Here is a 21,380-nt window from a genome sequence, read left to right as displayed (position 1 = left end):
AATCGATGTCGCGCACGTCGTCGGTCACGGTATGTACTCAACTTTCGACATCTTGTACTGTCCGCCGACGTCGGCGACGGTCACCTTGAGCCGCCATATTCGTGGTGGTTCGTCCTTCCCGGGTGGGGAATTGGTGATCTGTGATGTCGCGGAGACCAGTACCACCGCCGAATCCCCGGCCATGGACTCGACGGCGGCGGCGTTCACGGTTCCCACGGTGACGGCTTTCGACTGCGTGACCACCGCGATGAAATCGTTGGCCCGCTGCTGGAAGTCGTCCTTGAATTGGCCGGTGGAGCTGTCGATCACGCGCTGGACGTCTTCCCTGGCCTTGTTGAAGTCGAGGGAGGTCATGTTGATGACGCCTTGCTTGGCCCCGGCGACAAACGCCGCTTCCCGTTGTTGGTGCCGGGTGGTGTCCCGGTGTTGGACCACCATGTATGCGCTGACGCCGACAAAGGCACAGATGATGACGATCGCGGCCACGGCGGCAATCGTCGGTATCCAGCGTCGCCACCCAGCCGGCTCGGTTACGGATTCGTCGTAATCGTCTTCGTCGTAGTCCTCTTCGTAATCCTCGCCGTAGTAGTCCTCGTCGTAGTCCTCGTCGGCTGTCTCGTCGTCCTCCTCGGCGGGGTCGGGCAGGCCGAGGACTTCACGCCGCAGCCGGGCGGCGCGGGCGCGGGCCTTCGCCGCTGCGGCCAGCGCTTCGGCCGCGGCAGCTTCCGCCTCGGCTTCTTCGAGCAACGCCCTAGCGTCGGCGGCCGCATCCTCCGGCGGCTCAGCCATCGCGGTTACCGCTTGTCAACGTCATTATCGACTGCACTCCGGTATCTCTTACCGTATCGCCCATTGCTACCATCAGAGTCTTCAGCGAATTCCGACGAGGACCGATCAGGCGGATGATCAACCACCAAAGGAACCTGCCGGCATCATGACCGCTGTCGACTCTCCCGAAAAGATACTCTTCGCTTCAACCACCCAGGCCTTTCTGCACAAAGAATTGCCGTTGCGCCGCGTCCGGGAACTGCACGCCGCGGGGGTGTCCTTCGATCCGGCATGGTGGCGGCGCGCCGCCGAACTGGGGTGGACGGCCCTGCTCGTTCCGGAGGGCTTGGGCGGGGGCAGCGTCTCGGGCAGCGGCGTCGAGGATCTGGCCATGATCGCCGAACAACTCGGCAAGACGGTGGCACCCGGACCACTGTATCCGGTCAGCGTGGTGCTCTCGGCGCTCGCCGACTGCGCCGACCCGCAATCCCACGCCGCCACCATCGAGTCGCTGGTCTCCGGTGAAACGGTGGCGTCGTGGGCGGTTTCCGAGCCCGGCCGGGGGTGGGCGCCGCTGGATCCGTCAGTGACGGCCACGGAAACCGGTGCCGGGTTCCGCATCGACGGCACCAAGGACCACGTCGAGGCCGGCGCCCAAAGCGCGGTGCTGCTGGTGGTGGCGCGATGCGGCCCACGTGCCTCTGAGGTACGTCAGTTCCTGGTGCCGACGGACGCGCCGGGCGTCCGGATCGAGCCGCGGCAGTCGGTGGACCTGGTCAAGCAATACGCGCGGGTGCATTTCGACGGCGTGGTGGTGGAGCGATCCGCGGTCGTCGGCAGCGCAGCCGAGACCGCCGCGCTGATCGACCGCCAGAGCCAGCTCGCCCAGGTGCTGCAGTGCGCCGAGGTGGTCGGCATCCTGCAAACGGTGTTCGATTTCACCGCCGCGTGGGCGCTGGATCGGCACACGTTCGGCCGTCCGCTGGCGTCATACCAGGCGCTCAAACACGGGTTCGCCGACATGAAGCTGTGGCTGGAAGCGTGCCGCGCGACCACGGCCGCGGCGGTCGCCGACGTCGCCGCCCGCTCACCCGCGGCGGGCTTATCGGCCAGCATCGCCAAGTCCTACGTCGGCGAGATGGCCGGGCGGATCGTCCAGGCCTGCGTGCAGATGCACGGCGGCATCGGCGTCACCTGGGAACACGACCTGCACCTATACCTGAGGCGAGTGACGTTGTACCGCTCCACGTTTGGCACGCCCGAGGAACACAACCTGCGGGTCTACGAGTCGGAGAAAGCGGGCCGTTGCGCGAGATGACCGAATCCGTCGCGGAGTTCGTCGCCCGCGCCCGAGCGTGGTTGGCCGACAACATGCCCGCCATCGACCCCGAGTTCCCGCCGCCCGCCCCGCGCGACGACCAACGGTCCTGGGACAGGGCCCGAGAACTGCAAAGGCGGCTCTACGCAGGCGGATTCGCCGGCATCTGCTTCCCCCGCGAGTACGGCGGTCTGGGTCTGGATTACGAGTATCAGAAGGCATTCGACTCCGAATCCCTCGGCTACGAGATGCCGTTGATCCTCAACACCCCCACGTTCACCATCTGCTGCGCCACGCTGCTCGACACCGGCACCGAGGAGCAGAAGACGCGGCACCTCGCCGCCGCCCTGCGCGGCGACGAGGTACTGGTGCAGCTGCTGAGTGAACCCAGCGGCGGGTCGGACCTGGCCGCTGTCCTCACCCGCGCCGAACGCCGGGGCGACCGTTGGGTGATCAACGGCGCCAAGACCTGGAGCACCAGCGCGTTCGCCGCCGACTACGGGCTGTGCCTGGCCCGCACCAACTGGGAGGTGCCCAAGCACGAAGGCCTGACGATGTTCCTGGTGCCCATCAACCATCCGGGAATCACGTTGCGGCGCATCAGAATGCTGAGCGGTTCCACCGAGTTCTGCGAGGAGTTCCTGGACGGGGTGGACGTCGGTGACGACGCCGTCGTCGGCGAGGTCAACGGTGGCTGGGCGGTGGCGTCGCGGCAGCTGTATCACGAACGCCGGGCGGTGGGGCAGGGCTCGGAGTTCGCCAGCGGCGGCGGCAGCGAGGGCGGCGCCGCGAATCCGGTTGACTACGTTGGGCTTGCGGAAAAGACGGGCCAGGCCGACAACGAACGCGTACGGGAGATGGCCGGCCGGGTGCTCGTGCACCGCGCGGTAGGCGAGCAGCTGATCGACCACGTGTATCGCAGCGTCAGGGATGGCGCGCTGCCCCCAGCCGCGGGAACGCTCATCAGGCTTTTCCACTCCGAGACCGTAACCTTGGACATCGACACCGCGCTGGCCATCGCGGGGGCCGCCGGCGTCGTGGGGGAAGCCGGCGAAGGCCTGGAGACGGGTCTGCGCTACCTGTCCCGGCAGAACGTCGCCATCGGCGGCGGCACCACGGAGATGGCCCGCAACGTCATCGGTGAACGGGTGCTGGGCTTCCCGCGGGAGTACGCCGCCGACCGGGGGGTGCCGTTCAACCAGGTGCGGCACGGCCAGGCGCGCTGACGCTACTCGTCGGGGAAGATGTCGTCGGGATCGTCGCTGACCACGGGTATCTGGACCAGCGACAGCACGTGGTGCGCCGGGCTGCCGGGCGGGGCTATCAGCACACAGTCGCCGCCCTGCCTGCGCGCCCGGTCGTGGGCGGCGACCAGCGCGCTGACGCCCGCCGATCCGAGGTGGGTGACTCCGCTGAGGTCGATCGTCAAAGGTGCTATGCCGGAACGGCTTTCGACCGCCAGCTGACGGTCCAGGGTGGGTGCCGTGCTGGCGTCGACGTCGCCGCTGACGACGATGCGGCCGGCCAGTTCGCCCGAGCCGACGAGGGAGACGAATTCGGAGCTGACTGGCCGCTGCTGGGTTGTCCGGTTGACGACGGTGTCGGTGACGAAGTTCGCCGGTCGCGACAGGCGGTGTGTCAGACTGGCCGTCGTCCCGCCGGCGCCGTGCGTGACATGCGCCTGGGACACCAGCGCCTCGGCCATTGCAAGTCCGCGCCCGCGGCCCTGCTCGCCTTCGCGGTAATCCTTCCACTGTCCGCGGTCGATCACCGCCGCGTGCAGGTTGCCGTCGCCGGCCAGCGCAGCCTCGACGACGATCCCGTCCGGAACCCGGTCGGAAACGTCCGTCGCATATCCGTGCTCGACCGCGTTTTCGACGAACTCGGAGACCGCATGCACGACGTCGCAGATGTCGTCGACGTCGGCGCCGATCTCCGACAGCCATTCACGAAGCCGGGCCCGAACCGTCCGCGCGGCGTCGATCGTGGCGTCCACCGTGATGTGCAGCGGCGGCGGTGGCGTGTGCCGTTGCGCCGCAAGCAATGTCACGTCGTCGTTGTAGCCGGTCGACCGGAGCAGCAATTCCAGTGTCTCCGAACAGATCCGGTCGATTGGCCGTCCCGGGGCGTCGATGACGAAGCCGCCACTGCCGCCGGCGATATTCGCGGCCAAGTTGGCGAATTCCGCGGTGCTGGCGCCCAGCGGCCGGCCGGGACGTTCGATCAGGCCGTCGGAATACAGCAGGACGCAGTCACCCACGTCCAGCACCTCGGTGCGCACCGGAAACCCGGTGCCACTGCCGAGCGGACCCGCGCCGGACGGTTCCGCATAGCGTGACCTCGCGTCGGCGGTCACCAGCAGGGGTGGCGGGTGTCCGGCTGTGCAGTATTGGAATTCACCCGTGGCGACGTCGAGCGAACCGACGCACATGGTGGCCGATTGCGACCCGGGCACGTGTTCGCGGAAGCGGTCGACCGCCTCGAGCGCCTCGGCGATGGTGCAGCCCGCCGAGATCTGCATCCGCAGCGCGGTGCGTAACTGCGACATCACCGCCGCGGCCTCGACCCCGTGGCCCACGACGTCGCCGACAACCAAGACCAGCCGATCCCCAAGGGCTATCACGTCAAACCAGTCGCCACCGGCCGCGGTGTCTTCCGCGGCGACGAGGTACTCCGCGGCGATGTCGGCTCCGGGAACGACGGGCACGGACGGGGCCAGTAACGCCTCTTGCATGACGATGGCCGAATCGCGGACGTTGCGGTACCGCTCGGATAGCTCCTCCATCCGCGCCTCGGCGGACAGCCGCGCCCGCACCCGGCTGGTGACGTCGTCGAAGATGAGCTGCACGCCCTCGATCGTTCCGTCCTCGCGGCGGCGCGGGGTGACGACGAAGTCGAAGAACCGTTCCTGGATTCCCGAACCGTCGTAGTTGGCGTGCAGCCGCCATTCCGTGCCGGATTGTGGTTCGCCGGTTTGATACACCCGGTCAAACATCTCGTAGATCTGCTGGCTCTCCAGCTCGGGATAGACCTCCCGCGCCGGCTTGCCCACGGGCTCGAACGTCGGACTGAACGCGCGATAGGCCGCGTTGACCGCGACGAACCGGTGGTCGGGCCCTTCTAGGCCGACCAGCATCGCGGGGACGTTCTCGAAGACGCGGCGCACGTCGTCGGCCGCACCCACAACCTTGTCCCAGTCCTTTTCGGCCACCATTCGGCCGTCCCTCCCACGGAGCCCTTCTCCGGGCCTTTCGACGCGCTGAATCTGAATAACCAGGCCTAACACGTCACTATTCGTCACATGCCCAATCAGGCTATCAATCGGGTGTCGGTGTTTATGGCTACGGTTTCGTAACGGCACGTTTGGTGCCGGGTAATTCCGCTGGCAGACACGGGTCGGCTAGCCCCGAATCGCAGCGGTCAAACGGTGCGAAATGCGCCGGTTTGCGAACGCGCTGGGCGGGTACCTCGCAGGTCGTGGTCGATCTCGTTGAGCAACGGTGCATGACGCTCTGGCGGGGCATTTGGTCGTCGCCGCTGCTTACCCTGAACGGCTGGGTGGCCTTCAACCTGCCGCGGGCGGTGACGGCGGTGGGCTGCTCGCTTCTGCTGGGTGTCGTGGCGGTGCATGCCTACGTTTTTGCAACGAAGCCGGGCTTGCCCCTGTACTTCGCTGCCTACTCGGCTTCGCTGGCAATCGGTTGCCTGATTGCGGCGGGCGCTATGGTGTTCGGCCGCAAACCGCTTGTGCCGCAGACAGGTTGGTATTTCGGCAGCGCAGTGTGCGTGGCCTTTCTCGGCATCTACCTGGTTAGCCGGTGGGTTACCTTGCCCGGGCTGGAAGCGGTGGCCGGCCGGTGGGACTTCGCGCCCGGCACGTTTGCGATGGCGTTCGCCGCGGCCTTCGTCGCGGTGCACACGACGGTGTTGTCGGGCATTAACGTGGCCTACCCGCAACGCCAGCGGTGGTACGACTGACTGGAGCTCAGGCCATGACAACGCTCGACTTCCCGGCCTGGCTTCGCGTCGACCATTGGCTCAACGTCCTGTTTGTGACGTTGATCATTCGCAGCGGTATCGAGATTCTGTCCACCCACCCGAAGTTGTACTGGCACGACGACAGCAAGCCGGGCACCGAGTGGGCGCGGTTTACCCGCAAGGTCATGCCGCGCGACAGGATCTATGACACCCTCGACGAGGAAGAGGATTATCATCCGTTGATTTCGTTGCCCGGCCACGCACAGCTGGGCATGGGCCGTCATTGGCACTTTTTTGCGGTTATCGGCTGGATCCTGGTGGGGCTGTCGTACTACGTCCTGCTGTTTGCCACCGGGCAGTGGCACCGGTATTGGCCGCATTCCTGGTCGATCTTTCCCCAGGCGTGGAACGACATCGTCACCTACATGACGTTCAATTTGCCGCCGGTCTTGCCCGGCCAGCCCCTGGACGCCGTCCAGAAGTTGACCTACGCGGGGGTTGTCTTTCTTCTCGCGCCGTTCCAAATCTTGACCGGCGCCGCCCAGTCCCCGGCAATTGAGGCACGGTTCCCGTGGTACGTGCAAATGTGGGGCGGACGGCAATGGGCCCGCAGCCTGCATTTCCTGGGTCTGATCGCATTCCTGATCTTCATCGTGATCCACCTATCGATGATTTTCTTTTGGGGCTGGGGCAGGCTTACCGCGTTGATGATCTTCGGCGCCGTCCGCAACCCCTACTGGGCTACTTGCTTGTCGCTGCTGATCATCGCGGCGATCGTCGTCATCCACGTTGCGGCGACCCGCTGGAGCAGTCGCAACCCTCGATCGGTCCAACGCGTCCTCGGGGCGGTGGTCACCGCCGCTCGGCTTCTGCTGCTGCGGCCGCTGAATTCACGACAGAACTACCCGGCAGCCAAAATCTCTCGACAACACCGCGTAAATGGCAAGCCCCCGTCGAGCACGGCGTACAAAGTGATGGCGGTGCACAACTTCGTCGACTGGCGGCTACGGGTCGGTGGCCTCGTCGAAAATCCGGTGACGCTTGACCTGGCCGCGCTGCGTTCGCTGGCCGAGCCGGAAACGCAACGAGTAATGCACAATTGTGTCCAAGGCTGGACCAGCATCGGCGAATGGACGGGACTTCATTTGCGTCAGCTCGTGGACTTGGTGCGGCCCCTGCCCCAGGCTAAATACGTTTGCTTCCTGACCATGCAAGACAACAGCACCGACGAGCCCGCCTCGCACGGGGGAGGTCAGTTCTACGAAGTGATCGACCTCGAGTTCGCCGACAAGCCGCAGACATTGCTGGCCTACGAAATGAACGGCAAGCCACTGCCGATTAAGCATGGCGCACCGTTGCGATTGCGGGTGGAAACCCAGGTGGGCTTCAAGATGGCCAAGTGGATCAACCAGATCGAGTTTGTCGAGGACTTCGCCGGGATCGGCATGGGCACGGGAGGCTGGCGTGAGGACCGCGTGTACTACGACAGGGACGTGGAAATCTGACATGACCGAAACGGCAACCGAAGGAGTCGGGGTACGCCCCGAGCTGATCAGCCTGGGCTCCGCGGCCCGAGAGCGGGTGCTGGAGCAGGTCGCCGCGAAGGGCGGGCATTGCGAGGCCTGCGGCGCAACCGAATTCGCCGTCGGCGACGCCCTTTACCTGGGCTACCTGTTTTTGAACGAGGACGCCGATGCCTACATGGTGGCGCTGACTTGCCGCAATCCGGACTGCCCGAAGCCGCGGACCGCGATTAGGTTATGCGGCAAGGAATTTTTCACCGACGGACGAGGCGCTTGCGTCGCTTCGGACGTTTCCGCCTATGGTGCCGGCCGCCAGCCCGAGCGTCCGGGCTAACAGAAAGTCGCGGCCGAGCCAGGTTGAACCTGTCCACCAGCCGCGATACCGTGCGCAGCTGATCGCACAACGATTGAAACCGGCGCTCGTCCGCGTCGTCCAGTTGGCCCAGCGAGCTGTAGTGCACCAGGCGTGGCAGCCGTCCCGCAAGCGCCGCACCCCACCTGATGCTCAGGTCGTATACCTCTTCGCCGCTGACTTCTTCGAGCTGCCCGAGCTTTTTGAGCCCCTCGATCTGCTCGGTGAGCAACTCGACGTCGTCATCGATGCCGACTGGCGCATGGTCTTGCCGTGTCACGCTGATCGTCCTCATTGCCGATCCAATCTCACCCTTCCCGGCGTCCGGTGGACGGCCGTCGCAGGTGAATACCCCAGGAGGGGCCCCGCTACGCCTTCGCGGCACGCGACAGATTGGCGGCGAGACGCATCCGGCGACGAACCCCAGAAGTCCCCAGCGGCAGTCGTTATCAGTAGTTCATCAGGGCGTAGTACGCGAACTCTCAGCATATGCGAAGCAGTTTGGGGAAGCCGTTTCCCGAAAGGAAATCACAAATCACGGAGCCGTTGACCCGAACGTGTGGCGGATGGGCAGCCCGCGACGGCTCGCCGAAGCAGCGATCGCGCCGTGGCTTAGGCAGGAGGTGCTGCGTGACAATCGATTTTGGCCTATTACCGCCGGAGGTCAACTCCGCTCGCATGTACACGGGCCCCGGAGCGGGGCCGATGCTCGCAGCGGCGGCGGCCTGGGACGATGTGTCCGCGGAGCTGCACGCCGCGGCGGCGAACTACTCCTCGGTGATCTCGGGTTTGACGGTGGGATGGCGGGGTCCTGCGTCGGCAACGATGGCGGCCGCGGCCGCACCGTACACGGGATGGATCAATGCCACCGCCGGGCAGGCCGAGCAGACGGCCGCCCAGGCCCGGGCGGCGGCCGCCGCTTTCGAGACCGCGTTTGCGGCAACCGTTCCGCCCGCGGCGGTGGTAGCGAACCGCGCGCGGCTGCTGGCGCTCATCGCGACGAATTTCTTCGGTCAAAACACTCCCGCGATCATGGTCACCCAGGCCGAGTACATCGAAATGTGGGCGCAGGACGCGGCCGCCATGTACGGCTACGCCGGCTCCTCGGCGGCCGCCTCCCGAGTAGCCCCATTCGACCCGCCGCCGCAGACCACAAGCCCGGATGGGACGGCGGGTCAAGCGGCCGCCGCCGGCACCGTTGCCGGCACGAATACGCAGCTGCCACAACTGATGTCCGCGGTGCCGCAGTTGCTGCAGAACCTCGCAACACCGGCAGCTTCGGCGGCGCCCGCGGCCGCCGATCCACCGTCGCCGCTCTCGACCCTTAACAGCTTCATCACGGGGCCGTTGTCGCCGGCGTCGTTGTTCACCATTCCCGGGACCCCCTATCTCCTTGGCACACAGAGTTACCTGCTGCCGCAAGCCGGGGCGAATCTGACCAGCGCGGCCGAGAAGGTGTCCCGAATCCCCGGCGCCGCCGGGGGCGGGCTTGTCGAGAGCGGGTTCGGTCCGCGTCTGGTGAGCGCACCCGTATCCGCGGTCGTTGGGCGCGCTGGCCTGGTCGGGGGATTGTCCGTGCCGCAAGGCTGGGCGTCTGCCGCCCCGGCGATCAAGACGGTTGTCGCGACTTTGCCCGAGACCGGCCTTGCCGCCGCTCCAGCGACGCTCGCGGCAGACGGCCCGGGAAGCCTGTTCGGAAACATGGCGCTCTCCGGTTTGGCCGGACGCGCCATGGCCGGAACCGGCGGGGCCGCCGCCCGGGCCGCGGGCATGGGGACCGTTGGTCCCGCCGGGGAGGCCACCACCGCCAACATCTTTGTGATACCCGAGCCCGGCGAATGACCACCGCCGGCGGTATGCCACCCTCGTCGACCGCGACTGTCGACGCGATCTCTGCCAATCATGGAGTCTAGCAATGGATTACGGATCATTACCCCCCGAAATCAACTCCACTCGCATGTATACCGGCCCAGGGTCGGGCTCGATGCTGGCCGCCAGCGCGGCCTGGGATGGGCTTGCAGCCGAACTACGCTCGATCGCGGCCTCCTATTCCTCGGAGATCTCGAGATTGACAACCGCTTGGCTGGGTCCGTCGTCGGCGAGCATGGCGGCCGCCGCCGCGCCGTACGCGGTGTGGCTCACCGCCACCGCGGTGCAAGCCGAGCAGACCGCGAACCAGGCCAGGGCGGCGGCAGCCGCCTACGAGACCGCGTTTGCGGCCACGGTACCTCCGCCGGTGGTCGCAGCAAACCGCGCCGAGCTGGCGTCGCTGATCTCGACCAACACTTTTGGTCAGAACACCGCGGCGATCGCCGCGACCGAAGCCCAGTACGCCAGGATGTGGGCTCAGGATTCCGCCGCGATGTACGGGTACGCCGCGCAAGCCGCGTCCGCCTCCGCGCTGACCCCGTTCGGTTTGCCGTCCCAAAACACCGACCCGGCTGGCACGGCCGGTCAATCGGCCGCGGTCGCGCAAGCCGCCGGCACGTCGGCCGGGGCCAACATGCAATCGGTTCTGTCACAGTTGACCTTTGCGACACCGAGCGTGCTGCAAAGCCTCGCGGCCCCAGCCGCCGCGGATCCGCCGTCGCCGCTCTCGTCGCTCACGAGCTTCCTCAGCAGCCTCAGTTCTTCACCGTTGGCGACAGTCGCCGGGGACGTCGAGCTGATACCCAAAGGCATTCTGCCGGCCAACGACGTGCTGATCAGCACCATCATGGGCTTGGTGATCGGGGCGCGGGGCCTCTCGGATGTGGCAGTCGGGGCGAGCGGCGGGGCGACGTCGTCTTTGGCTGCCGGGCTTGGTTCGGGTGCGCTCGGATCGGCGGGTCTGGTTGGGGCCGGGCCAGCCGTGTCGGCGAGCATCGGGCAGGCCGGTCTGGTCGGTGGCTTGGCGGTTCCGCCCAGCTGGGCCGCGGCAACGCCGGCGGTCAGGACCGTCGCCGCGGTGTTGTCGGGCGCCTCGGAGGGCGCGATTCCGGCGGCAGCGGTGAGCCAGGGTACTTTCTTCAGCGCACTGGCGGTGGCGGGCATGGCCGGAGCCGCGGTCGGTGCGGCGGTTCCCGGCGCCATATCCGGTGTCGGCGCCAAGAGCCGCGATGCCTCGGCCAAAGACCGCACGGACCTCAAAGACAGCGATTACCCTGAGAACCTGCAACGTGTCGTGGCCGACATGGCTGAAAATCCGGACAGTGTGCAGCATTGGCACACCGATCCCGACCACCTTGACGACCTGTTGGCCAAACTGCGAAAACAACCGGGCACCCACGCGGTGCACGTGAAAAACGGCAAGCCCGAGATGACGACGCTCCAGGAGTCGTAGCGACCCTCTTCGAGTGGGGTGTCGCATGTGTCATCCGTGATTCCTCCACTCGGTTGAGCCACAAGCGGCCCCCAAAAAGCTTTCCAACGGAAACTGTTTGTCATGGTCAAAGTGGGGGCACTCGCTCGGGCATGGCGCACTCGCACGACATCCTGGACTGGGATCCGGAAGACAGGACGGCCTGGGAGAGGGGTAACAACGCCGTCGCCCGGCGCAACATGATCTGGTCGATCGCGACCGACCACGTTGCCTTCGGGGTTTGGACGTTTTGGTCGGTGTTGGTGCTGTTTATGCCGGAATCCGTGTACGGCTTTTCCGCGGGCGACAAGTTCCTCCTGCTCGCGGTCAACACCTTGGTCGGCGCGCTGATGCGCATCCCCTATACGGTTGGCATCGGCATCTTCGGGGGTCGCAACTTCACGGTGGCCATTACGCTGGTGTTGCTGATCCCCGCTGCCGGCACGATCTGGCTACTGGCCAACCCCGGCCTGCCGCTGTGGCCCTATCTGGTATGCGCGGCGCTGACCGGGCTCGGCGGCGGCAACTTCTCCGCGTCGATGACCAATATCAACGCCTTCTATCCGCAGCGGCTCAAAGGCTGGGCGCTGGGGCTGAACGCCGGCGGCGGCAACATCGGGGTGTCGGTGGTCCAGTTGGTCGGACTGCTAGTGATCGCACTCGCCGGCGATCGGCAGCCGTACTGGGTGTCCGGGACTTACATGGTGCTCCTGACGATCACGAGCGTCGGCGCCATGTTGTTCATGAACAACATCAAGGACTACCGAGTCGATTTCGGTGCCATGCGAACCATGATCAAGCAGCGTGATACCTGGGTGCTGTCGTTGCTTTACGTCGGCAGCTTCGGCTCGTTCATCGGGTTCTCGTTTGCGCTGAGTCAGGTGCTGCACATGAAGTTCAGCGACGCCGGCCAAAGTGCGGCTCAGGCGTCGCTGCGTGCCGCCGAAATCGCTTTCGTCGGACCGCTGCTCGGGTCGCTGTCGCGCATCTATGGCGGCAAACTCGCCGACCGCGTCGGCGGCGGCCGCGTCACCTTGGCCGTTTTCGCGGGAATGGTTTTCGCTGCGGGCCTGCTGATTTGGGGCAGCACCGTGTCCGACGGCAGCGGTGGCCAGTTCACCACCGGCGCGGTCATTCCCTATGCCATCGGCTTCGTCATCCTGTTCGTCTTGGCCGGAGTCGGCAACGGCTCGATATACAAGATGATCCCCTCGGCCTTCGAGGCCCGCAGCCGCTCACTCGACCTCGAGGAAAAGGACCGCAAGCAGTGGTCGAAAAACGTTGGGGGAGCAATGGTCGGATTCGCTGATTCCGTGGGCGCATTCGGTGGCTTTGTCATCGACATTGTGCTGCGGCAGTCCTACCTCACCGCCCGCACCGAGACGCCAGCACTGTGGGTTTTCTTGTTGTGCTATATCGGCTTTGCGATCTTGACTTGGGCGGTCTATGTGCGTCGACCGGTCTCCGGGGACCGTCTTGCTGGCGTATGAATGTGGCGAAAGTCGGGGTGCGGCTTACCAGTTGCCGCAATTACTAACCGAACGGGTGATCGGGATGAGGGACCTACTAGTCCAGTTCGTCGACGGGTGGCGGCCGGCGGCCTATGCAGCGCTCAAAGCCTTCGCGTTATTCGTCACGGCCGCAATGGCTTTCCGGGTCACACTGCGGCGTACCATCGCCGAGTTCACGCCATTCGACTGGGTCACCGCCGTCGCGGTCGGCGCCATCGTGGGTCGTACGGCCACCGCCGCCGACACTTCGTGGCTCACTGGGTCGGCGGCCCTGCTCGCGTTGATCGCCGCGCATGACATCGTGGCACGCCTGCGGTTCATCCCATGGGTCCGCCGACTCGTCGACCCGCCGGTGCGGGTGCTGATCCGCGACGGCCAACTTGATAAGACGAACTTACGGCGTTGCAGGCTTACTCGTGAGGACCTTGACGCGATCCTGCGTCAGCACGGTCACCGAACACCCGCCGACATTCGCCTTGCACTGTTCGAGACCAAAGGCGTGGTCTCAGTCCTCGCCGACACCAACCCGCACCCAGACGAACGTTCCGCGATTCCGCCGGAGAGCGGCACGGCGTTCTAAAGCGTTCGGCGGCTTGTCGATCAGGCCGAGACCGGTTTCTTCGAGGCGGGCTCGGAAACCTTCATCACCTTCATCAGGTTGCCGCCCATGATCTTGGCGACATCGTCCTCATCGAAGTCGGTGAGTTCGTCGACGAAGGAGATGGGGTCCTTCAGGCCCTCGGGGTGCGGCCAGTCGGAGCCGAACAGCACCCGGTCGGTGCCCACCATGTTGACGATCTCGGTGAACCGGTCCTCCCAGAACGGGGTGATGTAGACGCAGCGCTTGAACGCCTCGACCGGGTCCTCGCTGAACGACTGCGGCATCTTCTTGTAGACGCCCTTGAGGCCCTTGAACAGGTCGGGCACCCAGTCGGCGCCGTTCTCGATCGACAGGATGCGCAGCTCGGGGTTGCGGGACAGCGCGCCGTGGCACACCAGCGCGCCCATCGCGTCCAGGATCGGCCGGTGGCCCATCGCCAGGCTCCGGAAGGCGGTCGGCTTGAACGGCAGGAACTCGTCGCCGGGCTCCCACACGTTCGCGAACTCGGAGTAACCGCTGTCCGAGGCGTGCATCGAGACCGGCAGCTCGGCTTTGATGCAGGCCTGCCAGAACGGGTCGAACTCCTCGAGCCCGAACGAGCGGCTGCCCTTGTAGCCGGGCACCGGCGCCGGGCGGACCAGCACGGTGCGGGCGCCGCGCTCCAGGCACCATTCGAGTTCTTCCAGCGCGCGCTCGACGATCGGCAGGGTGATCACCGGGGTGGCGAAGATCCGGTCCTTGTAGTTGAACGACCACTGTTCGTGCATCCACTGGTTGAGCGCGTGGATGACGTCGTGGGTCATCTCGGGGTCGTCCTTCATGCGCTCTTCGACCAGGCTGGCCAGCGTGGGGAACATCAGGGCGTAGTCGATGCCCAGCTCGTCCATCACCTCGAGGCGCGCGCCCGGTTCGCGGAAGGCGGGGATGGCCTTCATCGGCTCGCCGAGGATCTCGCGGTAGGTCTTGCCTTGCGCGCCGTTGCGGAAGTACTCCTCCTGGGCGCCGGGGCGGGCGACCACCTCGAACGTCGGGTTGGGGATGTACTCGCTGATGTGGCCGCGCACCACGATCTTGGTGCGACCGCGAACCTGGACGTAGTCGATGACGCGCTTGCGATTGTCCGGCAGGAACTTGGTCAGCGCCTCCTGCGGCTCGTACATGTGGTTGTCGGCGTCGAACACGGGGAAGGAAAGTTCGCGAGACGGCATGGCGATCTCCTTGCAAAAGTCTGGGGTTCTCAATGTGCGGTAATGACGTTACCACTTCTGCGTTCAAAGGCCTACCGTTGGCGTCGTTCCGTTGACGATGGCGAAGTTCACGGTTGCCGTCGCGGCCAGCTCGTCGTCGCCGTGGCCGTAGATGTCGACCTGCATGATCATCGCCCGCCGGCCCGACCGCAGCATCCGGGGCACCGCGATCGCGGAGCCCTGCCGGATCGGCCGCAGGTAGCGAACGAAGAGGTCGGCGGTCGTCATGGTGGTGCCCGGCTGCAGGTAGTCCAGCCCGAACTGGCCCCCCGCCACGTCGACGAGCGTGGCGATCAAGCCGCCCTGGAGCGCGCCGGAGGTGTTGACCACCGCGGGGCTGACCGGCATGGTCATCGCGAACTCGCCCTTGCGGGTGCCCGGACGCATTCCCACCTGGGCGAACAGCTCGGCCAGCGAGGGCGCGGCCGATTCGTCGTCGGTGTCCCGGATGCCGAGGGCGCGGCTGCAGAAGTCGTACAGCTGGCCCGCGTCGATCGGTGTGCCATTGAGTTCGCTGCCCAGCCAGTGCAATCGCTGCGCACCCACCACCGTCTGCATGACGATCGCGGCGGCGGCCCCCACGTCCAGGCCGGGGTTGAAGACTCCCTCGGTGATGCCCTGCCCGACGATGTCGCGAAACAGTTGATGCAAGGGGGAAAGCACGCGGGCGTATTCGCGGGGACGGGTCTCGGCCAGATGCTGGTTGTAGAGGCTCAACGCCCGATTAAGGCTGTCCTGGGTGCTCGATTCGGGTTGCTGGCTGATGCGGTCGATTACCAGCTTCAGCGCGGCGGTGCTGTCCAGCCCGGTGGTCTCGGTGCGCCACGCTCCCACCGATTGCGCGATGGTCCTGTCGAACAGCGCCAGCAGCAGTTCGTCTTTGCTGCCGAAATGCTGGTAGAACGCGCGCAACGAGGTTTTGGAGCGCGCGACGATCTCCTGCACGGTGAAGTCGGTGCGTCCGGTTTCGCCCAGTATCGCAACGGCCGTTTTGATAAAGCGGTCGGCGCGCGTTACCTCGGCTTCCTCGCTGGGGTCGGTCATGAGCGCTTTGTCCCCTTCCGTTGCGCGGTGCGTGCGCTTTGAGAATGAGGTTACCGCGGGCTGTGGCATCTCCGCGAAGCTAGAAGGGTGGTGGGTCGGTGGCGGGTTAGTGACAAGTCGGGAAACCCCCACATGCTCTGGTCTCAATCGGGAAAGGTTCTCCCGAAAGCGCCGACCGGTATGGATGTAGCCGATCCCTAGAAAATGTACGGACGTTCGCCGTACACTAGTTTGGGTAGAGGAGGTTCCATCGTGGCAGTCAAAACGAAACGCATCGAGCTTCGCGCTGAGGAAGCGACCCTGGAACGCATCCAGCGAGCCGCCAATGTCGTGCGTGAGCAGACCTCGGAGTTCGTGCGGAAAGCTGCGATGCAACGCGCTGAGGACATCCTGCGTCAGGAGCTGGTTACGGTGATGGAGCCCGAACAGTTCGACAAGCTGATGTCCTCGCTGGACGTCGCCGACGCCGCGCCGCGACTGGCGGCAGCCGCACGCAAGCCTGCGGTGTTCAAGAGGCGCTGAGGCGTTGTTCGAGTCGGCGCGGCTGGATGATGGCCACGTTCTGGAAGGATTCGACTGCGGTAAGGAGTCGCTGAGTATCTGGCTGGTCAAGCACGCCCGCCGCGCGGACACCGGTGGAGTAGCGCATGTGTACGTGTGGACCCCGATTGGGGAGCCGAAGGTCTGCGCTTATTTCGCCATCTGCCCCACCGAGGTCGTCCGGACAGCTGACGGTATGTCGGGGTCGATGGCTGGGGGCAATTCCTGCATACCCGGATATTTGATTGCCCGAATGGCGATCGACGCAGCGCTCCATGGCCAGGGGTACGGCGAGCAGCTTCTGCTGGACGCACTCGGGAAAGCCGTGGCCGCGTCGGAGATCGGCGGAGGACGACTTGTCGTCGTTGATGCGATAGACGACGAGGCGCAGTCATTTTATGAGCATTACCACTTCGTCCCCGTCAGGAACCGCGAACGCCGTCTGGTGGTGAAGGTATCCACAGCGGCTAAGGCACTCGGGGAGCGCTGGCACGACCGAACCGGAGGGTGAATGGCATATTCGCATGAAGCGCGAAAAGTTCGCGCCGAGGCCCCTGTGTTGGTATGTCTATACGGGCCTGACGCCATACAGGCGGCAGTCGGGATTTTAGGCGGCCGTCGGCGTCTCGGCCTGTACATTCGCCCTACCGATGTGGGGTGCCTCACGTGCTTCAAACGATACCCCATCGCCCAATGGTGGCTTCCACCAAGCTGTTTCGTTAGTGACTATGTCAAAAACGACAAAGCAACTTGACCTTTGATGCATGCGTGCGATGACGCAAAACGGCTTCGTTCGAGTCATTGGCCGGCCTCGATATCCCAGCCCGGTGCCACCTGCACAGGCGATCGGCAAGTTGGCGCGCGCCGCGGTGACCGAACGTCACGAGTACTGGTCATGTTCGGTCAGCCTGCTCGACGACGAGCTCATCGACTACTCGCGGTTGCACGGGCATCGTCAGGTGACCGACGCGTATCTACTCGCCCTCACAACCGCCAATGGCGGCCGATTCGCGACTCTCGATCAGTCGATCCCGCTTAACGCTGTCTGCCACGCGAGCGCGCGAAACCTGGCGCTGATCTGATTTCGTCAGGCCGGGTATTGGAGGGCATCTCACCCACCCCGCGCGGCGATCATTGCCGACCGATTCACCTTCGTGGCCGCCGTGCGGGGAATCGCGTCGACGAACTCGACGGTCTTGGGGACCTTGTAGGGGGCCAGCCGGCTCCTGGCGTACTCGATCACCTGGTGCTCGGTCAGCGGCGCCGTGGGTTGCACCACCGCGTGCACCCGCCGTCCCCACCGCTCGTCGGCGAGTCCGATGACCACGACGTCGGCGATGCCGGGATGTCCGGCGAGCGCGGACTCCACCTCTGCCGGAAAGACATTGGCGCCCCCACTGATGATCATGTCGACGCGGCGGTCGACGATATAGAGGTAGCCGTCGGAGTCCAGGTAGCCGATGTCGCCGGCGGAACGAAACCCGTCCTCGGTCGACGGCAGCGGCGGCGCCCCGCCCAGATAGCGGTATCCCGCGCTCATCGGCGCGCGCAGGTAGACATCGCCGTGTTCGCCGGGGCCCAGCGGCTTGCCGTTGGCGTCCAGGATCCGGATCTCGGTGTCGCGGAAGCCGCGGCCGACGCTGCCCGGATGCGCGAGCCACTCGTCGCCGCGCAACGCGGTGAGTCCCAGGTTCTCGGTCATGCCGTACGCCGTTACGACCTGCTCGGGGCTCAGCAGCTCGAACCAGGCATGCATCAGCGATGGCGGCATCACGGCGGCGCCCTGCAGGATGAAGACGACGCTGGATAGGTCGCGCCGCCGGATGTCGGGCAGGGCCGCGATGCGCGCCAGCATCGTCGGCGTGGCCGTGAAGTTGGTGATCCGAAAGCGTTCGATCACATCCAAAACCAGTGCCGCATCGAACTTTTCGAGAATCACCAGATGGTCACCGGCCAGCAGGAAGAGAAAGGTAGCGAAACCGTTGGTGTGATACATCGGCGCGGGCACCATGATCGTCTGCGGCTGAGCCACCGGTGTCCAGGCCGACAAAAACGGTTCGCCGTGCTGGGGTGTCCACAGCGACGGCGCCAGGTTGAGGATCACCTTGGGCACGCCGGTCGAACCGCTGCTGCAGATTCCGTTTGCGGTGGGCGAAACGGCCGCGGGCAGCGGACTTTCGGACTCGCCGGCCGCGCGCGCATCCAGCTCCCAGCGGCTCTTGTCGTCGACGACGACGGCGGGGTCGATCACCGCGCGCACCCGGTTTCGTTCCCATTCGGGCAGGTCCCAGTGCATGGGAACGGGAACCGCGCCGATCTTCCAGCACCCGAGCGCGGCCAGCACCAGGTGCTGCGAATTCGGGATAGCCAGTGCGACAAGGGAGCCCGTTTCGGCACCGCCGGCCGCTAGCGCCCGCCCCCACTGGTTGGCGCGGGCGTCGAGCTCCCCGAAGGTCAGCGAGCTCGCGGTGCCGTCGAGCGCGACATTGGTCACGGCCGCCTCGTCGCGGCGTTGCTCGGCGAGCTCTTGAAGCTTGGTCCCGAACGGGATGCCGTCCGCTAAGGGGTTGGCCGTCCCCGATTCGAGGGGCTGGGTGCTCATGCCGATACCGGCCCGCTGAATAGCGTCTCCAGGTGGCCGTCGCGGACGTCGGGTATCAGCCGCAGGGCGAGCGCCTCGGTGCCCAGCGGCAACCGGATCAGCGGTTGGGTATGCCGGTCGAGCACGCTGATGTCGGACTCGTCGCAGAAACCCAGGGCGCCGAGCAGCTGATGTGACGTGCGTAGCACCTGCCGCGCGGTATCGGCGGCCTTGCACCTGAGAACGAGCGCGTCGGCCGAATGCACTTGTGCCGGCAGCGATTCCGGTCGGCAGATGGTGTATTTCGCGAGTTCGTGAAGTCCGCGCACCGCGACGGCGGCGTCCGCGACGGCGAACCTGACGGCCTGGAAGTCCGCCAGTGGCTTGCCGAACTGAATCCGGGCGCGCACGTGTTCGGTGACGATCTTCAGGGACCGCTGCACCGCGCCCAGAATCCGCCATGATCCCAGCACGAGATGGAGGTTGACGTCGGCGGCGGGGACGGTCCCATCGGGTGCGCTCAGAGTGACCGGCACCAGGAACGGTCCCAGCTTGGCACCGGTCCGCGCCCCGGGCCGCACGAGGTATCGGGTGCCGTCCAGGTCGGCGGCGATCCAGCCCCCGGGCAGGTCGCCGTGGTCGATGCGCGGAGCCTCGGGGTTGACCAGGGCGAGCCGGGCGCCGTCGAGCGCCAGTAGCTCCTCGACGAGGGGATAGGGCAGGGCGTTCGCGCCGGCGGCCTGGCACAGCACCGCCGCGGCCAGCAGATCGTCGGCCGCCGAGCGCACGTCGAGCTCGAACGTCCCGACGTCGCGCAGGGCCGCGCGCGCCGCGTCCCGAATGCCGTCGTCGCTCTCGGCGCGCAGCGCCGCTTGTGGCCCGCCCAGGCGGGCGAGCCGCTTGGCGGCGACGGCGGCGAAGTCGCTGATATCTTGTGGCAGTTCGGTTTTCACCGGTGTTCCCCCAGGACGTCCCGCGCCACCAACATTCGCTGCACCTCGATGGTGCCCGACGCGACGGTGGCCGCCTGCGCGTAGCGCCAATGGTCCTCGATCGCCCCATGCAGTGGCGCCGACGCGCCGCTGTCCAGCGCGGCCGGACCCAGCACGTCGAAAAGCAGCTCGGCGACCTGCTGATCGCAGGTGGTGGTGGCGATGCGGGCGGCGCTGGCGGCCGCGCCCGCCGACGGGTCGTCCTGCAGCGAGATGGCCCGATAGGCCAGCAGCCTGGCCACCCGCAGGTCGATGAGCGCCCGCACCCAGCGGGCCCGAATGCTCTCGGGAAGCAGGTCCCAGTCGTCGCCCAGCCCGGCGCGCACCCGGTCCAGCAGCGATTCACAGCGCGCGTAGCGCGCGATGCCGACCCGCTCGAAGGCCAGCGCCTCGCGCATCACCCGCCAGCCGTCGCCGGGCTCGCCGAGGACGTCGCCGGGGTAGGCCGGCACGTCGTCCAGGAACATCTCGTTGAGGTGATGCGGTCCGAGCATCGACGGGATCGGCCGGACGGTGAGACCGGGCCGGTCCATCGGAAGCAGAAAGAGCGTGAGCCGCTTGGCCTTTGGCGCGTCGGAATCGGTGCAGGCCGCCAGCACGCACCAGGACGCCATCTGGGCGTACGACGTCCACACCTTCTGGCCGGTAATGCGCCACCCGTCCCCGCCGGGCACGGCGCGGGTGCGCAACGAGACGAGGTCGGTTCCGGCCTCCGGCTCGGAAAAGCCTTGGCACCAGATCACGTCTCCGGACGCGATGGCCGACAGGTGCTTGGCCTTCTGTTCGGCCGTGCCGTAACGCATCAGCGCCGGGCCGACCCAGTTGATTCCCATGTACTGCGGACCGCGCGGCTCGTGCTGGGCCCACATTTCCTCGCGCAGCACCGTCTGCTGCCAGATCGAACCACCGCCGCCGCCATGCTCTTTCGGCCACGCCAGCGCCAGCAGCCCCTCGGAGGCCAGCAGCTTGCAGAACGTCTCGGTGGTGGCCAGGTCTTGCGGATCCTCCGTGCAGGCGCCGAGGAAGTCGGCGGGGATGTGATGGGATATCATCTCCCGCAGGTGATTTCGCAGTCGTCCGGCGTCCTCGCCGAGGTCGTAATCCATCGTCGTCATCCCTTCGGCAGCCCGAGCAGCCGCTCGGCGATGATGTTGCGCTGGACTTCCGATGTCCCGCCGTAGATGGTCGCGGCAAGCGCGTCCTGGCGCTCGAAGAGCAGATCCGGGTCGCTCGTCGAAACCGGTCCCTCGGCGGCCGCGGCAAGCTCCCAAACCCGTTGCAAAGTAACCGATCCGAGCAGCTTCAGGATGTCGGCCTCCGGGCTGGGCCGTCCGGCCAGTTCGTTGCCCAGGGCGCGGTATCCGGTGGCCCGCAACGCTTCGGCGTCGGCGAGCAGCGACCCCAGCTCGGTGCAAAGGTCCTCGCCTCCGAGCGCCTCGCCTCCCGGCGGCGCGAGCGTGCGTGTTTGTACGCCGCCGCTCGGCGTGTCGGCGTACAAACACGCACGCTCGCGGGTAAAGGCGAGGCCGCGCTTGATCTCGACCCAGTTCATGATCCAGATCATCTGGCGTTCGTGGTGCAGTGA

Annotated in this window: 19 protein-coding genes and 1 pseudogene; 12 read left to right on the top strand and 8 right to left on the bottom strand. The window is 66.2% G+C overall.

Features of this window, described 5'->3' with window-relative positions; genetic code table 11:
* Positions 1-24: 24 nt before the first annotated feature.
* Positions 25-789 carry an Rv1363c family protein gene (locus K3U93_RS17005; RefSeq protein ID WP_083010960.1) on the bottom strand — a complete coding sequence of 255 codons (765 nt, stop codon included), beginning with the start codon at positions 787-789 and terminating at the stop codon, positions 25-27.
* 145 nt (positions 790-934) lie between these two features.
* Here K3U93_RS17005 and K3U93_RS17000 point away from each other — a divergent pair, with 145 nt between their 5' ends.
* Complete coding sequence (locus K3U93_RS17000; protein WP_083010961.1) at positions 935-2,086, top strand: acyl-CoA dehydrogenase family protein; 1,152 nt, start codon at positions 935-937, stop codon at positions 2,084-2,086.
* Complete coding sequence (locus tag K3U93_RS16995) at positions 2,083-3,312, top strand: acyl-CoA dehydrogenase family protein (RefSeq protein ID WP_083010962.1); 1,230 nt, start codon at positions 2,083-2,085, stop codon at positions 3,310-3,312. The genes K3U93_RS17000 and K3U93_RS16995 overlap by 4 nt, the downstream gene beginning before the upstream one ends.
* A 2-nt stretch (positions 3,313-3,314) precedes the next feature.
* Here the strand turns inward: K3U93_RS16995 and K3U93_RS16990 are convergent, their stop codons facing one another.
* Positions 3,315-5,300: a SpoIIE family protein phosphatase gene (locus K3U93_RS16990; RefSeq protein WP_083010963.1), complete on the bottom strand. Its 1,986-nt coding sequence runs from the start codon at positions 5,298-5,300 to the stop codon at positions 3,315-3,317.
* Positions 5,301-5,590: 290 nt separating this feature from the next.
* Between K3U93_RS16990 and K3U93_RS16985 the strand changes: the two genes are divergently transcribed.
* The 7 genes from K3U93_RS16985 to K3U93_RS16955 all read left to right on the top strand — a co-directional run bounded on the left by K3U93_RS16985 (position 5,591) and on the right by K3U93_RS16955 (position 13,370).
* Positions 5,591-6,064: an oxidoreductase gene (locus tag K3U93_RS16985; RefSeq protein WP_083010964.1), complete on the top strand. Its 474-nt coding sequence runs from the start codon at positions 5,591-5,593 to the stop codon at positions 6,062-6,064.
* Between the two features lie 14 nt (positions 6,065-6,078).
* Positions 6,079-7,569, top strand: coding sequence for a molybdopterin-dependent oxidoreductase (locus K3U93_RS16980; protein WP_071510145.1), 1,491 nt, complete (start codon positions 6,079-6,081; stop codon positions 7,567-7,569).
* A gap of 1 nt (position 7,570) precedes the next feature.
* Positions 7,571-7,921: a hypothetical protein gene (locus tag K3U93_RS16975; RefSeq protein WP_071510146.1), complete on the top strand. Its 351-nt coding sequence runs from the start codon at positions 7,571-7,573 to the stop codon at positions 7,919-7,921.
* Positions 7,922-8,575: 654 nt separating this feature from the next.
* The gene (locus K3U93_RS16970) at positions 8,576-9,781 is read left to right on the top strand and encodes a PPE family protein (RefSeq protein WP_071510190.1); all 1,206 of its coding nucleotides are present in this window, start codon (positions 8,576-8,578) and stop codon (positions 9,779-9,781) included.
* Positions 9,782-9,854: 73 nt separating this feature from the next.
* A complete protein-coding gene (locus K3U93_RS16965) occupies positions 9,855-11,261 on the top strand; it encodes a PPE family protein (RefSeq protein ID WP_071510147.1) in 1,407 nt (468 codons plus the stop codon).
* A gap of 131 nt (positions 11,262-11,392) precedes the next feature.
* A complete protein-coding gene (locus K3U93_RS16960; RefSeq protein ID WP_071510148.1) occupies positions 11,393-12,769 on the top strand; it encodes a nitrate/nitrite transporter in 1,377 nt (458 codons plus the stop codon).
* 64 nt (positions 12,770-12,833) lie between these two features.
* Positions 12,834-13,370: a DUF421 domain-containing protein gene (locus K3U93_RS16955; protein WP_071510191.1), complete on the top strand. Its 537-nt coding sequence runs from the start codon at positions 12,834-12,836 to the stop codon at positions 13,368-13,370.
* Between the two features lie 20 nt (positions 13,371-13,390).
* On the opposite strand, the gene K3U93_RS16950 is transcribed toward K3U93_RS16955, so the two are convergent.
* Positions 13,391-14,599, bottom strand: a complete 1,209-nt coding sequence (locus K3U93_RS16950; protein ID WP_071510149.1) for an amidohydrolase family protein — start codon at positions 14,597-14,599, stop codon at positions 13,391-13,393.
* Between the two features lie 63 nt (positions 14,600-14,662).
* Complete coding sequence (locus K3U93_RS16945; protein ID WP_083010965.1) at positions 14,663-15,682, bottom strand: hotdog fold thioesterase; 1,020 nt, start codon at positions 15,680-15,682, stop codon at positions 14,663-14,665.
* Positions 15,683-15,934: 252 nt separating this feature from the next.
* Between K3U93_RS16945 and K3U93_RS16940 the strand changes: the two genes are divergently transcribed.
* The 3 genes from K3U93_RS16940 to K3U93_RS16930 all read left to right on the top strand — a co-directional run bounded on the left by K3U93_RS16940 (position 15,935) and on the right by K3U93_RS16930 (position 17,304).
* Positions 15,935-16,204 (top strand): type II toxin-antitoxin system TacA family antitoxin, encoded by a 270-nt coding sequence (locus tag K3U93_RS16940; protein WP_071510151.1) that lies wholly within the window; start codon positions 15,935-15,937, stop codon positions 16,202-16,204.
* A gap of 4 nt (positions 16,205-16,208) precedes the next feature.
* Positions 16,209-16,733 carry a GNAT family N-acetyltransferase gene (locus K3U93_RS16935; RefSeq protein WP_083010966.1) on the top strand — a complete coding sequence of 175 codons (525 nt, stop codon included), beginning with the start codon at positions 16,209-16,211 and terminating at the stop codon, positions 16,731-16,733.
* A gap of 316 nt (positions 16,734-17,049) precedes the next feature.
* Entirely contained in the window at positions 17,050-17,304 is a 255-nt protein-coding gene (locus K3U93_RS16930; protein WP_083010967.1) for a PIN domain-containing protein, read from the top strand.
* Positions 17,305-17,333: 29 nt separating this feature from the next.
* On the opposite strand, the gene K3U93_RS16925 is transcribed toward K3U93_RS16930, so the two are convergent.
* The 4 genes and pseudogenes from K3U93_RS16925 to K3U93_RS25725 all read right to left on the bottom strand — a co-directional run.
* Positions 17,334-18,824 carry a class I adenylate-forming enzyme family protein gene (locus K3U93_RS16925; RefSeq protein ID WP_083010968.1) on the bottom strand — a complete coding sequence of 497 codons (1,491 nt, stop codon included), beginning with the start codon at positions 18,822-18,824 and terminating at the stop codon, positions 17,334-17,336.
* Positions 18,821-19,756: an acyl-CoA dehydrogenase family protein gene (locus tag K3U93_RS16920; RefSeq protein WP_083010969.1), complete on the bottom strand. Its 936-nt coding sequence runs from the start codon at positions 19,754-19,756 to the stop codon at positions 18,821-18,823. The genes K3U93_RS16925 and K3U93_RS16920 overlap by 4 nt, the downstream gene beginning before the upstream one ends.
* A complete protein-coding gene (locus K3U93_RS16915; RefSeq protein ID WP_176219990.1) occupies positions 19,753-20,910 on the bottom strand; it encodes an acyl-CoA dehydrogenase family protein in 1,158 nt (385 codons plus the stop codon). The genes K3U93_RS16920 and K3U93_RS16915 overlap by 4 nt, the downstream gene beginning before the upstream one ends.
* Positions 20,907-21,203: pseudogene (locus tag K3U93_RS25725) on the bottom strand (acyl-CoA dehydrogenase family protein); the annotation flags it as partial. The gene K3U93_RS16915 and the pseudogene K3U93_RS25725, both read right to left, overlap by 4 nt.
* Between the last annotated feature and the right edge of the window lie 177 nt (positions 21,204-21,380).

Origin of the sequence: Mycobacterium malmoense, from assembly GCF_019645855.1 — a bacterium.
Taxonomy (GTDB): domain Bacteria; phylum Actinomycetota; class Actinomycetes; order Mycobacteriales; family Mycobacteriaceae; genus Mycobacterium; species Mycobacterium malmoense.
The sequence above is the reverse complement of the archived record's forward strand: the minus strand, read 5'-3'. Positions and strand labels throughout refer to the sequence as shown.

Bases quoted from the DNA above. Each gene is read 5' to 3' on its own strand.
- K3U93_RS17000 (WP_083010961.1), top strand. From the start codon at position 935: ATGACCGCTGTCGACTCTCCCGAAAAGATACTCTTCGCTTCAACCACC.
- K3U93_RS16945 (WP_083010965.1), bottom strand. From the start codon at position 15,682: ATGACCGACCCCAGCGAGGAAGCCGAGGTAACGCGCGCCGACCGCTTT.
- K3U93_RS16980 (WP_071510145.1), top strand. From the start codon at position 6,079: ATGACAACGCTCGACTTCCCGGCCTGGCTTCGCGTCGACCATTGGCTC.
- K3U93_RS16915 (WP_176219990.1), bottom strand. From the start codon at position 20,910: ATGACGACGATGGATTACGACCTCGGCGAGGACGCCGGACGACTGCGA.
- K3U93_RS16975 (WP_071510146.1), top strand. From the start codon at position 7,571: ATGACCGAAACGGCAACCGAAGGAGTCGGGGTACGCCCCGAGCTGATC.
- K3U93_RS16995 (WP_083010962.1), top strand. From the start codon at position 2,083: ATGACCGAATCCGTCGCGGAGTTCGTCGCCCGCGCCCGAGCGTGGTTG.
- K3U93_RS16955 (WP_071510191.1), top strand. From the start codon at position 12,834: ATGAGGGACCTACTAGTCCAGTTCGTCGACGGGTGGCGGCCGGCGGCC.
- K3U93_RS16950 (WP_071510149.1), bottom strand. From the start codon at position 14,599: ATGCCGTCTCGCGAACTTTCCTTCCCCGTGTTCGACGCCGACAACCAC.
- K3U93_RS16960 (WP_071510148.1), top strand. From the start codon at position 11,393: ATGGCGCACTCGCACGACATCCTGGACTGGGATCCGGAAGACAGGACG.
- K3U93_RS16965 (WP_071510147.1), top strand. From the start codon at position 9,855: ATGGATTACGGATCATTACCCCCCGAAATCAACTCCACTCGCATGTAT.
- K3U93_RS16925 (WP_083010968.1), bottom strand. From the start codon at position 18,824: ATGAGCACCCAGCCCCTCGAATCGGGGACGGCCAACCCCTTAGCGGAC.
- K3U93_RS17005 (WP_083010960.1), bottom strand. From the start codon at position 789: ATGGCTGAGCCGCCGGAGGATGCGGCCGCCGACGCTAGGGCGTTGCTC.
- K3U93_RS16990 (WP_083010963.1), bottom strand. From the start codon at position 5,300: ATGGTGGCCGAAAAGGACTGGGACAAGGTTGTGGGTGCGGCCGACGAC.
- K3U93_RS16985 (WP_083010964.1), top strand. From the start codon at position 5,591: ATGACGCTCTGGCGGGGCATTTGGTCGTCGCCGCTGCTTACCCTGAAC.